We start from the raw sequence: 15,226 nt of genomic DNA, 5'->3' as shown, positions 1-15,226 counted from the left end.
CCTTGAACGACATCCGACGGGCAGGCTTTTCATGCCGCCGGACAAAGCAGGCATAATACCGCGCCTTTACCCGTGAACCGGTAGCCCTGTGAACCCAACGCCCGCTCTGAACACCTTGCGCCCCTCGGCTTGTCCGGGGTTGCTGCGTATCGTCCAGGCGCTGGATGGCGGCATTTGCCGGATCAAATTGGCCGGTGGCTCGATCAGCGCCGCCCAGGCCCATGCCGTGGCGGATGCGGCCCAGGCGTACGCGGGGGGCGTGATCGAGGCGACCAACCGCGCGAACCTGCAGATTCGCGGGATCGGTGTCGAGCAAGACGCCTTGATCGCCAGGCTGCTGGCCGCCGACCTGGGTCCGAGCAACGCCGCCGGGGATGACGTACGCAACCTGATGCTCAGCCCCAGTGCCGGCATTGATCCACAGATGCTGTTCGACACCCGCCCGCTGGCCGAGCAGATCCTCGCCACCCTGCAAAATCATCCGCGTTTCCATGAGTTGTCGGCCAAGTTCGCCGTGCAACTGGACGGCGGCGAGGCCCTGGCGATGCTCGAGCATCATCACGATCTGTGGCTGTCGGCGTTCGTGCGCAATGGCCAGACGCTCCTCGCGTTCGGCCTGGCAGGTTGTCCGGGGCTGGATGCGCCGTTGGCTGCCGTGCCGTTGGCGCAGGGGCATGCGTTGGTGGTGGCGGTGCTGGAGGCGTTTCTTGACCTCGCCACCCCAGAACAAACGCGCATGCGCCATCTGGCTGTGGATAAGTTGCTGAGCCGCCTCAGCCTGCCGCTGCTGCCAGCCGACGGCTTCCAGCGCCCGCCCAGCGGTGCTTTGCTGCACCTCGGGAGTTATCCACAGTCTCAAAAAAATCAATTCTACGTCGCTGCCATCGTACCCTTGGGGCGCCTGGATTCGACGATGCTCAGGGGCGTCGCGCAACTCGCCAACGAACATGGCGACGGCACATTGCGCTTCACCCCTTGGCAAGGTGTGCTGCTGCCCAACGTCGAAAAACCTCACGCCGTGACCAAACGCCTGGGGCAGTTGGGCTTCCTCTGCACGCCCGACCAACCCCTGGCGCGCATGACCGCCTGCACCGGTTCCAGTGGCTGCGTAAAGGCCCTGGCCGATACCAAGGTCGACGCCATGCGACTGGCCTCATTACAGACCGAGCACGAGGTTCACCTGTCCGGCTGCCCACGCTCCTGCGCTGCGGCACATACCGCGCCGGTCACCCTGCTGGCGGTGAGTCCTGGCCACTACGACCTCTATTTTCGCGATGCCGCCCACCCAGGCTTCGGCCGGCTGCACGCGCGCACTCTTTCCATTGAAGCGGCGGGCGCCCTGCTGCGCGCTCGCCCACGGAGCAACACCGATGATTGATTACATCCGCGACGGTCAGGAGATCTATCGCAACTCCTTCGCCATTATTCGCGCGGAAGCCAAGTTGGAGCGTATCCCGGCTGATTTGGAGAAACTCGCGGTGCGGGTGATTCATGCCTGCGGCATGGTCGAGGCCATCGACGGCCTGCAGTTTTCCGAAGGCGCGGGCAAGGCCGGGCGTGATGCGCTGGCTGCTGGCGCGCCGATTCTGTGTGATGCGCGGATGGTCTCCGAAGGCGTGACCCGCGCGCGCCTGCCGGCCAACAACGAAGTGATCTGCACCCTGCGCGACGACAGCGTGCCGGAATTGGCGCGGGAGCTGGGCAACACCCGTTCCGCCGCCGCACTGGAGCTGTGGCGCCCGCACCTGGCAGGCAGTGTGGTGGTGATCGGCAACGCGCCGACGGCTTTGTTCTACCTGCTGGAGATGCTCGACGCCGGTGCGCCGAAGCCGGCGCTGATCCTGGGGTTCCCGGTCGGTTTTGTCGGCGCCGCCGAGTCCAAGGCCATGCTGGCCGCCGATAGCCGTGGCGTGCCCTTCGTGATCATGCAAGGCCGCCTGGGCGGCAGTGCCATGGCCGCCGCCGCGGTCAATGCCCTCGCCACGGAGGTCGAATAATGCCGGCCCGCGGACGTTTGATCGGCCTGGGCGTCGGTCCCGGTGACCCGGAGCTGATCACCCTCAAGGCCCTGCGCCTGCTGCGCGAGTCGCCCGTGGTGGCGTACTTCGTGGCCAAGGGTAAGAAAGGTAACGCCTTCGGCATCATCGAAGACCATCTGGTGCCGCAACAGACCCTGATGCCGCTGGTGTACCCCGTGACCACCGAAGCGCTGCCGGCGCCGCTGTCCTATGAGCAAGTGATCAGCGACTTCTACGACGGCGCCAGCCTCGACGTCGCCGCGCATCTGGACGCCGGCCGTGACGTGGCGGTGATCTGCGAAGGCGACCCGTTCTTCTACGGCTCCTACATGTACTTGCACGACCGCCTCGCCGAGCGCTACGAAGCCCAGGTCATCCCGGGCGTGTGCTCGATGCTCGGTGGTGCCTCGGTACTCGGCGCGCCATTGGTGTATCGCAACCAGAGCCTGTCAGTGCTCTCGGGTGTGTTGCCCCATGACGACCTCAAGCGCCGCCTGGCGGATGCCGATGCGGCGGTGATCATGAAACTGGGGCGCAATTTCCCCAAGGTGCGCCAGGTGCTGGAAGAACTCGGCCTGGCCGAGCGTGCGCTGTATGTGGAGCGCGCCACCATGGCCAACCAGAAGATCGTGCCGCTGGATCAGGTGGAGCCGATGTCGTCACCGTATTTCTCATTGATCATCGTGCCCGGTGAACGGTGGCAAGGTTGATGAAGCCGGCGATTGTCATCCTTGGCCAGGGCAGCCTGGCCACTGCGCGCAAGATTCAACAGGTTTACCCTGGCGCGCTGATCCATGGCCTGGCCGGGCGGGTCGACGGCGCGGACCAAGCCTACAGTGAGTTCGGTGCGACCCTGCGCCAGCTGTACCAGCAAGGCACGCCGCTGATTGCGTTGTGCGCGGCCGGTATCGTGATCCGCACCCTGGCGCCGCTGCTGCTGGAAAAAGGCGAAGAACCCGCCGTGCTGGCCGTGGCTGAAGACGGCAGTGCCGTTGTACCGCTGCTGGGCGGCCTGGGAGGCGTAAACGTCATGGCGCGGGATATTGCCGCGGCCCTGGGCGTGCACGCTGCGATCACCACCAGCGGCGAGTTGCGTTTCGGCACCTGCCTGCTCAACCCGCCGGCGGGCTATCAACTGGGTGACCTGGAGCTGGGCAAGCGCTTTGTCTCGGACCTGCTGGCCGGCGAAAGCGTGCGCATCGAAGGTGCCGCGCCGTGGCTGGACCAGGCCAACCTGCCGCAGGATCAGCAGGCGCGCCTGGCGATTCATGTGGGCAATACCGAGCGTGCGCCTGCGGCCAATGAATTGCTGATCTATCCGAAGAACGTCTGCGCTACGTGCAAGCCCGGTGCGCAGTTGGCGGCGCGTGTGCGCACGGCGTTGCATGACGCGGGGATCGCCGTGCAATCCCTGGCCTGCCTGTTGGCCAGTGAGACGCAGATGGCGCAAGCATCGTTGCAGGATGCCGCGTTGGCGTTGGGCGTGCCGCTGCGCTTCGCCAAGGTGGAGCAAGACGCAGAGATCATGATCACTGTCGCCGAGCAGCCCCTGGATGTGTCGCAAATTGGCCGCGCGCGTGGGCGCCTCGCCGTGATCGGCCTGGGCCCTGGCGCGGCCGAACTGATGGTTCCGGCGGTGAAGGCCGAGCTGGCGCGTTGCACCGATGTACTGGGCTATGAAACCTATGTGCGCATGGCCGGGCCTTTCCGTGACGACCAGGTGCAGCACTGCACTGATAACCGTGAAGAAATGCAGCGTGCGCGCCACGCGTTCGAGCTGGCAGCCCAAGGCCGTTCGGTGGTGGTGGTGTCGTCCGGCGACCCTGGTGTATTCGCCATGGCTGCGGCGGTGATCGAGGCGTTGCACGAGTCCAGTGACCCGGCGTGGCATCAGGTCGACCTGGAAATCCTGCCGGGGGTGTCCGCCAGCCTGGCCACGGCTGCCCAGGCAGGCGCACCGTTGGGACATGATTTCTGTGTGATGTCGCTGTCGGATAACCTCAAGCCTTGGGCGATTATCGAAAAGCGCCTGGACCTCGCTTCCCAGGCCGACCTGGCCCTGGCGTTCTACAACCCGATCTCGCGGGCGCGGCCATGGCAATTGGGGCGTGCCCTGGAAATCGTCGCGCAGCACCGCACGGCCGACACGCCGGTGGTACTGGGCCGCGATATCGGTCGCCCCGGCCAGACCCTGCGGGTCACCACGCTGGGGCAACTCACGCCCGACCAGGTGGACATGCGCACCATGGTGCTGGTCGGCTCATCCACCACCTGCACGTTCCCACGTGCTGGTGGCGGTGAGTGGGTGTACACGCCGCGCTGGTACGGGGCCAAGCCCGTCGCCTGAAAACGGCCCCGCAGTGGCCCGAAAGCTCCGAGTGACGATGGGTGAACACCTGCCGTTATGCGGGGCTTTTTCTTTTTTTTGTCGATGAAAACCGGAAGGCCGGGGGATACGCCCAACGATCGCTGGGAGGCGTTTTTCGCGGTGTGTTCGCAAGCGATGTTTGTCGTCTGGAAAACCCGCCAGCCCCTGGACTAGTGTGGTCACACGCCCTATGTGGGGTGCTTGTGGAGAACTGGAAAATGGAGCGACATCACAGAAGGATCAATCACACCAAACGGCGCAAGTTGATCGCCGCGTACAAACTGCCTGGGGCGCCTGGGGCGCAGCCGGTCAAGATCGACGTCGAGGATGACTGCAATGCGGCGGTGGTGAACAACGGCGTGATTTCATTTGCCGACGGCCTGAGCGGCCTGAACCGCGAGTACATTCGCAAAAGCTATCTGCTGGCCAGCAGCTACGTGAGTGATGTGTTGAAGGTCCACCGGGGTACGGAACAGTGGTACGACGAATTCATCAAGGTCATGGTCAGCCTGGGCTGGCTGCCGGTGCGCAGTCGCTTCGAGCGGATCTCAAGCTCTGGCAAGGGCCTGACGGTGCAACTGGCAGCGTTGAATATCATTGCTGCCATGCTGGCGTCGACATCCCTGAGCGGACCCTGGCTGGAGGCGCTGCCGAAGTTGGCGGCCGATGCGTTGGAAGCCTTGAAGCAACAGCCGGCTTCTTTCGAGCTGTTCAAGCGCAACAGCACCGTACGCCAGGGCGGTGATTTTGGCCTGGCATCCTGCGCCGAGCGCGACGGCGAAGTGATGATGGTGCTGGTGACCTACAGCAGCCAGGGCGTGAGCAAGCAGGTGGGCTTGCCGTTTCTGGAGTGGGACAGCTCGTCGTTCGAGGCTTTCAGCGGGCAAACCTGCCTGGTGCTGAATACCTCGGTGGTCAACGAAAAAACCATCCAATTGATGCGTGAGAGTGCGGGCGACAAGGTCCAGCTGGCAATCGCCAAGTACCGGATCTAGGGCACCAGGTAACCGCGCACGCCGGTAAAGATGATTTGCGCAGCGAGGGCGCACACGAACAACCCCATCAACCGGCTGACAATCTGTAAGCCCTGGTCGCCGAGAATGCGTTCGATACGGTTGGACAGGTACAGCACCACGCCCACTGTGAGGCTGGCCAGGGCGATGCTGAGGATGGCGGAGATCTTGTCATCCCAATGGGGCTGGCTGACGCCCATCACCAGCAGCGCACCGATAGTGCCGGGGCCGACCGTGAGCGGGATCGTCAGCGGCACAATGGTGACGTCCTGTTGCACGTTGTCGGTCTGTACCGCCGACTTGCCCTGGGCCATCCCCAGGGCGGAGATAAACAGCACACTGCCGGCGCCGATGCGGAACGCATCCACGGTGATGCCGAACACACTGAAAATCACCCGGCCGAACAGGTAGAGCAGCACGCTTGAGATCAGGGTCGCCAGCGCCACTTTCCAGGCCAGGCGCCGCCGCTCCTTGCTGGAGTAGCCACGGGTCAGGCTGATAAAGCAGGACAGTACGAAGAACGGGCTGTAGAGCACCAGCATCTTCAGGTAAACGCTGAATAGCACGTGGAGCATGGGAGCGGCTCGTGGGCGGGGAAAGTGTGGAGAGTCTATCAGGCGCCAGAGATCAAATGTGGGAGGGCGCGTGCCCCGATGACCATGGGTATCTGCCCCACTTTTCAGCCCCAGACAAATCCCCCTGTGGCGAGCGGGCTTGCCCCGCGTTGGGCTGCGAAGCGGCCCCAAGCCCAGCCTCTACAGAGTGTCTGATACACCGCGTTCTTTTTTTACTGGGGCTGCTGCGCAGCCCAACGCGGGGCAAGCCCTAATGCCGTTCAGTTAAGCGTACATCGCCTTCTGTAGGAGCGAGCTTGCTCGCGAAAAACGTCAACGATAACGCGTGTTTCCTGAGTGAACGCGGCGCCTGTGAGTTCTTCGCGAGCAAGCTCGCTCCTACAAAAAAGCCTTAACTGAACGGCATTAGGGCAAGCCCGCTTGCCACAACAAGCGGGCTTGCCACAACAGTTCTATCTGCCGGGTGTTCTGCGTTCAGGACGGGGCGTGTTCCGGGCGTTGTTGACGCTGCGCCACCCAGAACTCCACCAATTCGCGCAGCTGCGACAGCTCTACCGGCTTGGCCATATGCCCGTCCATTCCGGCCTGGCGTGCGCGTTCTTTATGTTCCGAGAGGATGTGCGCCGTGAGGGCGACGATCGGCGTGCGGATGCGTTGGTGGCTGACCTCCCACGCACGCAATTGCTGGGTCGCCGAGAAGCCGTCGAGGATCGGCATTTCACAGTCCATCAATACCAGGTCGTAGCGCTGGGCTTTCATCGCTTCCAGGGCTTCTTCGCCATTGCTGGCGGTGTCCGGGTTGAGGTTGAGCTTGCCCAGCATGCCGCGGATCACTTTGGTGGAGATGCTGTTGTCTTCAGCGACCAGGATGCGGAAATCACTGGGCACGATGACAGGCGCTGGCACGCTCAGGGGCGCGCGGGGCTGTACATTGCCTTTGCTGCGCTGGGTCAGCTCGTCGGCCAGGGTGGTCTTGAGGGTATAGCCGGCCACCGGCTTGGCGAGGATGCGCTTGATTCCGCAATTGCGCGCAATGATCTTGCTCGGCGCGTTGCTGATGCCGGTGAGCATGATCAGCAGGATGTCGTGGTTCAGGCTCGGGTCTTCCTTGATTTTCGCCGCCAGTTGCATGCCGGTCATGCCCGGCATGTTCTGGTCGAGCAGCACCACATCGAAGTAATCACGCAGGTGCGCCTTGGTGCGCAGCAGCGCCAGGGCTTCCTTGCCCGACGGCACGGCGCTGACGTTGAGGCCCCAGGCGGTGCATTGCTGCACGAGCACTTTGCGGCAGGTGTCGTTGTCGTCCACCACCAGTACCCGCGCGCCCTTGAGCGGGCCATCGAGGTCGGAGGTCGGGTGCTCCAGGCGTTCCGGGTCCAGCGGCAGGGTCAGCCACAGGGTGCTGCCCTGTTGCGCGCCACTCTTGATACCAAATTCGCCATTCATCAACAGGATCAGTTGGCGTGCGATCACCAGGCCCAGGTGGCCGGTCAAGCGCGTCTCCGACAGGAAGTTCTTGCTGTGCAACTCACTGTGCAGCAACGCGTCGCGCTCGGCGGCTTCCATCGGCAGGCCGCTGTCTTGTACGGCAATGCGCAGGCGCGGCTTGGTGCTGCGTTCGTCCAGTGCCACGACGATCAGCACTTCACCTTCGTCGGTTTTCTGCAGGGCGTTTTCCAGCAGGCTCAGCATCGCCTGGCGCAGGCGTGTCGGGTCGCCGCTGATCACGCGCGGCACCTGGGGCTGGATAAAACTGATCAGCTCGACGTTCTGCTGCTCGGCCTTGGCGCGGAAGATGCTCAGGCAGTCTTCGATCAGGGCATTCAGGTCGAACTGCACGTCGTCCAGTTCGATTTGCCCGGATTCGAGCTTGGAGATATCGAGAATCTCGTTGATCAGCGTGAGCAGTTCATTACCGGCGCTGTGAATGGTCTGCACATAGTCGCGCTGCTTCACCGACAAAGGCGTGCCCAACAGCAGTTCGGTCATGCCCAGCACGCCGTTCATGGGGGTACGGATTTCGTGGCTGATTTTCGCCAGGAACTCGGCCTTGGCGGCGATTTCGGCATTGCTGGCGGCCAGGTCGCGGCTGACACTGAAGCGTTTTTCGACAATCGCGCGCTGGCGCTCGCCCAGGGCCAGGCTCATCAGCAGGCCGCTGAGGCAGACAAACCCGAGCAAGGTGATGATCAGGCCTTGGGGTGCTACCAGGGTCAGACCGAGCAGGGCGGGCAGGATGATCAACGTGCCGATGTTGAATACGACCATCGCCGCCACGAACAGCCGCGCCGGGCGGTAGCCTTTTTGCCAGTGGTAGGCCGAGACAAACAGCATGCTCAGGCCCGCCAGCGCTACCAGGACGTAGGTGATGATGTTCAGCGGCAGGGTATTGACGAACAACAGCAACAGGCCGCACAGCACGATCAGCAGGATGTCGGCCATCAGCAGCTTGTTCAGCGGGTGCGGGCCCAGGGGCATGAAGAAGCGGTAGGCAAACATCAGCCCGCAGGGTGCAGTCAGCAGAAGGGCGAGGTAGGCGCCTGGCGTCTGGATCGCGTGCCAGTCGGGCAGCCATGGCCCCACCAGGTTGAGCAGCAGCGCCAGGCTGAGCATCAACAGGCCTTCGCACGCCGCCAGCCACAGGCTGCTGCGCGAGCGGTGGTAGGCGAAACGTGTGAGGTTGTGCAGGATCAACATCAACAGGCAGCCGAACAGCAGGCCATAGATCAGCGTCTGGTTCTGGTCGGCGGCGGCCAGGACGGCCGGCTCCAGGGTGATGTAGGGGCGCAGTTCGTGTTCCGAGACCAGGCGCAGGTACACCTCGAGGGGCTTTTGGCTCTGGGGCATCGGCAGCATGAAATCGCTGCTGGGCAACGGGCGTTCCGCCTGGGGCTGGCGGGTGCCGGTGCTCTGTTGTTCGATCAGGGTGTCGCCGTCCAGCACATAGAGGCTCAGGTGTGAGACGTCCGGGGCGAATATGCGCAGCACTTGCTCGTGCTTGCCGGGCTGCAGCTTGAAACGTACCCACAACGCACCGTCCGGCGCGGCGGCGGTAATCCGGTCCAGTTCGATGGGGCTGAATTGATTGGTGTAGCGCGAGGAACGGATGTCGCTCAGTTGCAGGTCGGCCTGTTCATCAAGCAATACCGCCCAGCCACTGCCTTGCGCGGCGGCCTGGGCCGGGAACAAACAGAGCAGTGTCAGCAGACTGACAGTAAAACCTATGGCGATCCTGAGCCAGCGCACGGCGAAATCCCTTCGTAGGTTGATGCACGGTTAACTATGCGCGGGGAGGCCTGTATACGGCAAGGGCCAGAGGCCCTTGCCTAACCGAACGGATAGCTAGTGTTACTGGTTTTCGCCACGTTCGCGTGCAATGGCGCGATAACCGATGTCCGTGCGGTAGAAACAGCCTTTCCAGTCGATCTTCGCCGCCAGCTTGTAAGCCTGTTGCTGCGCAGCGTCGACACTGGCACCCATCGCGGTAGCGCACAACACACGGCCACCCGCGGTGACAACCTTGCCATCCTTGAGCGCGGTGCCCGCATGGAACACCTTGCCTTCCAGCGTAGCAGCCGCGTCCAGGCCTTCAATCACATCGCCTTTGGCGTAGTCGGCAGGGTAGCCGCCGGCTGCCAGCACGATGCCGACGCTCGGGCGTGGATCCCACTGTGCTTCAACCTTGTCCAGCGCCTGGGCGAGGGCGGCTTCCACCAGCAGCACCAGGCTCGATTGCAGGCGCAGCATCACGGGTTGGGTTTCCGGGTCACCGAAGCGGCAGTTGAACTCGATGACTTTCGGGTTGCCGGCCTTGTCGATCATCAGGCCGGCGTACAGGAAGCCGGTGTACACGTTGCCTTCGTCGGCCATGCCGCGCACGGTTGGCCAGATCACCAGGTCCATGACGCGCTGGTGCACCTCGGCGGTCACCACCGGGGCCGGGGAGTAGGCACCCATGCCGCCGGTGTTCGGGCCGCTGTCGCCGTCGCCGACGCGCTTGTGGTCCTGGCTGGTGGCCATCGGCAGTACGTTCTTGCCGTCGACCATCACGATAAAGCTGGCTTCTTCGCCGTCGAGGAACTCCTCGATGACCACGCGCGAACCGGCATCACCAAACGCGTTGCCGGCGAGCATGTCGCGCACCGCGTCTTCGGCTTCCTGCAAGGTCATGGCGACGATCACGCCTTTACCGGCGGCCAGGCCGTCGGCCTTGATCACGATCGGTGCGCCTTTTTCACGCAGGTAGGCCAGGGCCGGCTCGATCTCGGTGAAGTTCTGGTAGTCGGCGGTCGGGATCTTGTGGCGCGCCAGGAAATCCTTGGTGAAGGCTTTCGAGCCTTCCAGCTGGGCCGCGCCAGCGATTGGGCCGAAGCAATCCAGGCCGCGGCTGCGGAACAGGTCCACGACACCGGCAACCAATGGCACTTCCGGACCGACGATGGTCAGGGAGACGTTTTTCTCGGCGAAGTCGGCCAGTTGTTCCAGGGCCAGTACGTCGATGGCGACGTTTTCGCACTTGGCTTCGATGGCGGTACCGGCGTTGCCGGGGGCGACGAAGACTTTCTGGACGCGTGGGTCCTGGGCAACTTTCCAGGCCAGGGCGTGTTCACGGCCACCGCTGCCAATGATCAAAACATTCATGTCAAAAACCTCTGTGAAACGCTGTGCTTTCCGTAGGAGCGAGCTTGCTCGCGAAGATCGTCAACGATGACGGGGGGCATCTGGCTCCCCGTGGCGTTTTCGGGCTTTTCGCGAGCAAGCTCGCTCCTACAGTAGGAAAGCAGTGGTGTTTAGTGACGGAAGTGGCGCATGCCGGTGAAGACCATGGCGATGCCGGCTTCATCAGCGGCGGCGATCACTTCGGCGTCACGCATCGAGCCGCCCGGTTGGATCACGGCAGTCACGCCAGCTTTCGCGGCATTGTCCAGACCGTCGCGGAACGGGAAGAACGCATCGGAAGCCATCACTGAACCGGCGACCTGCAACCCGGCGTGTTCGGCCTTGATCGCGGCGATACGCGCCGAGTTCACGCGGCTCATCTGGCCGGCGCCGACACCGATGGTCTGGCGGTTCTTGGCGTAGACGATGGCGTTGGACTTCACATACTTGGCCACTTTCCAGGCGAAGATCAGGTCGTTGATTTCCTGCTCGGTCGGCGCGCGCTTGGTCACTACCTTCAGGTCGGCGCTGCTGATCATGCCAATGTCGCGGCTCTGGACCAGCAAGCCGCCATTGACGCGCTTGTAGTCCCAGGCGGCGGCGCGTTCGGCCGACCACTCGCCGCAGGCCAGCAGGCGCACGTTGGCTTTCGCGGCAACAATGGCGCGGGCTTCTTCGCTGACGGAGGGCGCGATGATCACTTCGACGAACTGACGCTCGACGATGGCCTTGGCGGTCTCGGCGTCCAGTTCACGGTTGAAGGCAATGATGCCGCCGAAGGCCGACTCGGTGTCGGTGGCGTAGGCCAGTTCGTAGGCCTGGCGAATGCCGCCTTCAGCGTCGGGGCTGACGGCCACGCCGCATGGGTTGGCGTGCTTGACGATCACGCAGGCGGGCTTGACGAAGCTCTTCACGCATTCCAGCGCGGCGTCGGTATCGGCCACGTTGTTGTAGGACAGCTCTTTGCCTTGCAGTTGGGTCGCGGTGGCGATGCCCACTTCGGCCGGTTTGGCTTCCACGTAGAACGCCGCGCTCTGGTGCGGGTTCTCGCCGTAGCGCATTTCCTGGGCCTTGATGAACTGGCTGTTGAAGGTGCGCGGGAACTGGCTGCGGCCTTCAGTGCTCAGGGTTTCGGCGGCCTGGTTCACGGTGCCCATGTAGTTGGCGATCATGCCGTCGTAGGCGGCAGTGTGTTCGAACGCCTTGAGCATCAGGTCGAAACGCTGGGCGTAGGTCAGGCCACCGGCCTTCAGGCTTTCCAGTACTTGGGCGTAGTCGCTGGCGTTGACCACGATCGCCACGTCTTTGTGGTTCTTGGCCGCCGAGCGCACCATGGTCGGGCCGCCGATGTCGATGTTCTCGATGGCGGTCGGCAGGTCGCAGCCTGGCTTGTTGATGGTGGCTTCGAACGGGTAGAGGTTGACGGCCACCAGGTCGATCGGCTTGATGCCGTGTTCGTTCATGATCGCGTCGTCGACGCCGCGACGGCCGAGGATGCCGCCATGGATTTTCGGGTGCAGGGTCTTGACCCGACCGTCCATCATTTCTGCGAAACCGGTGTAGTCCGCGACTTCTACTGCGGCCACGCCGTTGTCCTGCAGCAGTTTGAAGGTCCCGCCCGTGGAGAGGATTTCCACGCCCAGGGCTTCCAGCCCCCGGGCAAATTCGAGGATCCCGGTCTTGTCGGAAACACTGATCAAGGCGCGGCGGATCGGCAGGCGGGTAGTCTGGTCGGTCATTTCAATTTCCATCAAAAGCAAAGGAGTCAGCAAAAAAGGCGACCGGTTTTACGCGGGCGCCTTTCTGGTTGGATTGAATGCTTACAGCAAATCGTATTGTTTGAGCTTTTTGCGCAAGGTGCCACGGTTGAGGCCCAGCAGCTCACTGGCTTTGGTCTGGTTGCCCTTGACGTAGTTCATCACGCTTTCGAGCAAGGGTGCCTCGACTTCGGAGAGCACCAGGTTGTACACGTCCGTGACGGAAGCGCCCTCAAGGTGGGCGAAATAATTGTGCAGCGCCTTCTCGACACTCCCGCGAAGGGTCTGGCCTTCTTCGCTCGGCGTGTTGAGGTGCTGTTTCAAATTGACGTTGTCGCTCACGGGTGTTGTTCCACTCACTAAAGTCTCGGTCATCATCGTCATGCGGCCACCCCCTTTCCGTCCCCTGTCCCCAGGCTCTTGTAACGTTCGCTGAAGAACTCACGAACGTTGGCGCACTGTGCTTCCGTATCATCCAAACGATTGAAGTGGGCGCGGAACTCCCTGGCGCCCGGCAGGGTTGCGAGATACCAGCCGACATGCTTGCGAGCAATGCGTACTCCCATCACGTCTCCATAGAAGGCGTGCAGGGCGGCCAGATGCTCTAGCAGAATACGTTCCACCTCGATCAACTCCGGTGCCGGCAGGGTTTCGCCCGTACGCAGAAAATGCTCGATCTCACGAAAAATCCACGGTCGCCCCTGGGCGGCCCGGCCAATCAACAGGCCATCGGCACCGGTTGCGTGCAGCACGCGCCGGGCTTTCTCGGCTGAATCGATATCGCCATTGGCAAACACCGGCATCGACACCGCCTGCTTGATCGCGGCAATGGTGTCGTACTCGGCTTCACCGGTGTACAGATCGGCGCGGGTGCGGCCATGTACCGCCAGCGCTGTAATACCCGCCTGTTCGGCGATCTTCGCCACCGTCAGGCCATTCTTGTTGTCCCGGTCCCAGCCGGTACGAATCTTCAGGGTCACCGGCACATCCACTGCGGCGACAACGGCCTGCAGGATCTCGGTGACCAACTGCTCGTCCTTCAACAACGCGGAACCGGCGGCCTTGTTGCAAACCTTCTTGGCCGGGCAGCCCATGTTGATATCAATGATCTGCGCACCCAGCTCCACGTTGGCTCGGGCCGCATCCGCCAGCATCTGTGCATCTCCACCGGCGATCTGTACCGAGCGGGGCTCGGGATCACCCTCGTGGATCATGCGCATCCGCGATTTGCGGGTGTTCCACAAGCTCATGTCGCTGGTGACCATTTCCGAGACTACTAGACCCGCGCCCAAACGCTTGCACAGCTGACGAAAGGGCTGGTCGGTGACGCCCGCCATGGGGGCGAGAATCAAGCCATTCTGCAATGTGTATGGGCCGATGCGTACCGCCGACATAGGACTTCCCTGTTGTGGGGCCGGATCATTAGAGTTCGAAAAAGGGTTGGCATGATACCCGCTCTCGATGACTGGATAAAGGCTGAATTGGATAAAATCTGAACAGTTATTTCTTTATCGCCACCGGTTTGGTCGCCGGTGACTCAGTCTGGAATCTGTCGTAAAGCTTCGCTGCGTGAACCGATTCACTCGGGCGAGTGGAAGCTCAGGCTGTAATTCACGGCTTTGTTGCCCGGATCGAGGATGTCCAGGGAGATATGGATCGGCGTCTGGGAGGGCATTTCGCTCACCCCGGCCAGCTCGCCACTCAGGTATTCGGCGGGCTTGAAGCGACGACTGGCGATCAGGCCGCCGTTCAAATCGGCAAAGCGCAGTTCCAGCAGCGGGAATGGCTGGGAAAACGTCGCGCGGTTATAGATGATCGCGTCCACCACCAGCGCCCCGGCGAAGTCCGGATGGCTGCGTACCACCAGGTTGCTGCTCTTGATATGGGCGATATCGACGCGCGACGGCACGGTGCAGCCCAATGTCGGGCATAACTGCTGGAACCATGGGCGGTAGGCGTCCTGGCGGGCCAGGTCGTCGAATTGGTAGGCGATGTACTGGCCGGCAAGGCCGGCGGCGGCGATCAGCACCAGCAACAGCCAGATCAGGCGACGGCCCCAACCCGACGGGCGTTTCTGCGCGTAGAGGTGCAGCGGGTCGTCTTCCAGGTCCTGGAGGACATCGTCGTGGGCACCGGTCTCGGCGCGCGGGCGTTTGCGGCGGGGCAGGGGGCGTTCTTCGGGGGCTGCCGTGTCTGCTTCGTCGGTAATGGGGGTGACGGGCGGGTCGAGTTCAGCCGCGTCATGGGTGGCATGCAGCGGTGGTTCGTCATCGATATCGTCCATGCTGAATGACATGGACGGTTCGGTGCGCTGTCGGGGCGCCGTTGCCTTGGCTGGCTCAGGCTCGTCTTCAGCGGCTTGGGTGCGTTCTTCAGGCGGCTCGCTGAACAGGCTGGCGGCCCACTTTTCTTCCTCGGCCTTGACGGTATCGCGGCTGGCGCTGAGGGGCTCTTCTTTTTGCCGGCGGTCGGAGCCGGGTTGGCGACGCTCCGCACCCACCGGCTGGGTGTGCTGAATCTCGCGGCGTTCCAGCTTGGCCAGTTCTTCGTCCAGGTCCAGGTTATCCAGGTCCAGCTCTTCGGCTGTCCACTGCTTCTGGCTGATTGCCCGTGTTGTCTCGGGCGCTGCCTGCGGGGCTGGCTCAAGGGCCGCCGGTGGTTCCACAGCGGTGGCGGGCGCGTGGGCGCGCTGCTCGAGTAACTGGCGAGCGGCGTTGAACACTTGCAGGCACGAGCCGCAGCGCACTACGCCGCGGGCCACGCTCAATTGAGCGTGGTTGACGCGAAAGCGCGTTTGGCAATGCGGACATTGGGTGACGAAACTGTCGGTCATGCG

12 protein-coding genes are annotated in these 15,226 nt (G+C 63.0%); 5 read left to right on the top strand and 7 right to left on the bottom strand.

What is annotated here, in order from left to right:
* Positions 1-88 precede the first annotated feature (88 nt).
* From cobG to QU606_RS03600, 5 genes are all read left to right on the top strand, one after another.
* The gene (gene cobG / locus QU606_RS03620) at positions 89-1,378 is read left to right on the top strand and encodes a precorrin-3B synthase (RefSeq protein ID WP_304998120.1); all 1,290 of its coding nucleotides are present in this window, start codon (positions 89-91) and stop codon (positions 1,376-1,378) included.
* Complete coding sequence (locus tag QU606_RS03615) at positions 1,371-1,997, top strand: precorrin-8X methylmutase (protein WP_024073158.1); 627 nt, start codon at positions 1,371-1,373, stop codon at positions 1,995-1,997. Before cobG ends, QU606_RS03615 begins: the two co-directional genes overlap by 8 nt.
* Positions 1,997-2,728, top strand: a complete 732-nt coding sequence (locus QU606_RS03610; protein WP_024073159.1) for a precorrin-2 C(20)-methyltransferase — start codon at positions 1,997-1,999, stop codon at positions 2,726-2,728. The genes QU606_RS03615 and QU606_RS03610 overlap by 1 nt, the downstream gene beginning before the upstream one ends.
* On the top strand, positions 2,728-4,365 hold the full coding sequence (gene cobJ, locus QU606_RS03605; RefSeq protein WP_024073160.1) for a precorrin-3B C(17)-methyltransferase: 1,638 nt from the start codon (positions 2,728-2,730) through the stop codon (positions 4,363-4,365). The genes QU606_RS03610 and cobJ overlap by 1 nt, the downstream gene beginning before the upstream one ends.
* A 239-nt stretch (positions 4,366-4,604) precedes the next feature.
* Positions 4,605-5,381 (top strand): hypothetical protein, encoded by a 777-nt coding sequence (locus QU606_RS03600; protein WP_168232256.1) that lies wholly within the window; start codon positions 4,605-4,607, stop codon positions 5,379-5,381.
* On the opposite strand, the gene QU606_RS03595 is transcribed toward QU606_RS03600, so the two are convergent.
* The 7 genes from QU606_RS03595 to QU606_RS03560 form a co-directional block, all read right to left on the bottom strand.
* Positions 5,378-5,974, bottom strand: coding sequence for a MarC family protein (locus QU606_RS03595; protein WP_024073162.1), 597 nt, complete (start codon positions 5,972-5,974; stop codon positions 5,378-5,380). The two genes, QU606_RS03600 and QU606_RS03595, sit on opposite strands and share 4 nt — an antisense overlap.
* Before the next feature lie 474 nt (positions 5,975-6,448).
* A complete protein-coding gene (locus tag QU606_RS03590; RefSeq protein ID WP_277379097.1) occupies positions 6,449-9,220 on the bottom strand; it encodes a hybrid sensor histidine kinase/response regulator in 2,772 nt (923 codons plus the stop codon).
* A gap of 102 nt (positions 9,221-9,322) precedes the next feature.
* Positions 9,323-10,615 carry a phosphoribosylamine--glycine ligase gene (gene purD, locus QU606_RS03585; protein WP_304998119.1) on the bottom strand — a complete coding sequence of 431 codons (1,293 nt, stop codon included), beginning with the start codon at positions 10,613-10,615 and terminating at the stop codon, positions 9,323-9,325.
* 149 nt (positions 10,616-10,764) lie between these two features.
* Complete coding sequence (gene purH / locus QU606_RS03575) at positions 10,765-12,372, bottom strand: bifunctional phosphoribosylaminoimidazolecarboxamide formyltransferase/IMP cyclohydrolase (RefSeq protein WP_024073165.1); 1,608 nt, start codon at positions 12,370-12,372, stop codon at positions 10,765-10,767.
* 81 nt (positions 12,373-12,453) lie between these two features.
* On the bottom strand, positions 12,454-12,774 hold the full coding sequence (gene fis, locus QU606_RS03570; protein WP_002555375.1) for a DNA-binding transcriptional regulator Fis: 321 nt from the start codon (positions 12,772-12,774) through the stop codon (positions 12,454-12,456).
* On the bottom strand, positions 12,771-13,784 hold the full coding sequence (dusB, locus tag QU606_RS03565) for a tRNA dihydrouridine synthase DusB (RefSeq protein WP_024073166.1): 1,014 nt from the start codon (positions 13,782-13,784) through the stop codon (positions 12,771-12,773). The genes fis and dusB overlap by 4 nt, the downstream gene beginning before the upstream one ends.
* A gap of 185 nt (positions 13,785-13,969) precedes the next feature.
* Positions 13,970-15,223, bottom strand: coding sequence for a DUF3426 domain-containing protein (locus QU606_RS03560; protein WP_193690137.1), 1,254 nt, complete (start codon positions 15,221-15,223; stop codon positions 13,970-13,972).
* Positions 15,224-15,226 lie beyond the last annotated feature (3 nt).

Source organism: Pseudomonas sp. OVF7 (assembly GCF_030644265.1).
GTDB lineage: Bacteria > Pseudomonadota > Gammaproteobacteria > Pseudomonadales > Pseudomonadaceae > Aquipseudomonas > Aquipseudomonas gorinensis.
The sequence above is the reverse complement of the archived record's forward strand: the minus strand, read 5'-3'. Positions and strand labels throughout refer to the sequence as shown.

What these genes read in the sequence shown, in the direction of transcription:
- QU606_RS03615 (WP_024073158.1), top strand. Translation starts at nt 1,371, where the DNA reads ATGATTGATTACATCCGCGACGGTCAGGAGATCTATCGCAACTCCTTC.
- QU606_RS03595 (WP_024073162.1), bottom strand. Translation starts at nt 5,974, where the DNA reads ATGCTCCACGTGCTATTCAGCGTTTACCTGAAGATGCTGGTGCTCTAC.
- purD (WP_304998119.1), bottom strand. Translation starts at nt 10,615, where the DNA reads ATGAATGTTTTGATCATTGGCAGCGGTGGCCGTGAACACGCCCTGGCC.
- dusB (WP_024073166.1), bottom strand. Translation starts at nt 13,784, where the DNA reads ATGTCGGCGGTACGCATCGGCCCATACACATTGCAGAATGGCTTGATT.
- purH (WP_024073165.1), bottom strand. Translation starts at nt 12,372, where the DNA reads ATGACCGACCAGACTACCCGCCTGCCGATCCGCCGCGCCTTGATCAGT.
- fis (WP_002555375.1), bottom strand. Translation starts at nt 12,774, where the DNA reads ATGACGATGATGACCGAGACTTTAGTGAGTGGAACAACACCCGTGAGC.
- QU606_RS03560 (WP_193690137.1), bottom strand. Translation starts at nt 15,223, where the DNA reads ATGACCGACAGTTTCGTCACCCAATGTCCGCATTGCCAAACGCGCTTT.
- QU606_RS03600 (WP_168232256.1), top strand. Translation starts at nt 4,605, where the DNA reads ATGGAGCGACATCACAGAAGGATCAATCACACCAAACGGCGCAAGTTG.
- QU606_RS03610 (WP_024073159.1), top strand. Translation starts at nt 1,997, where the DNA reads ATGCCGGCCCGCGGACGTTTGATCGGCCTGGGCGTCGGTCCCGGTGAC.
- cobJ (WP_024073160.1), top strand. Translation starts at nt 2,728, where the DNA reads ATGAAGCCGGCGATTGTCATCCTTGGCCAGGGCAGCCTGGCCACTGCG.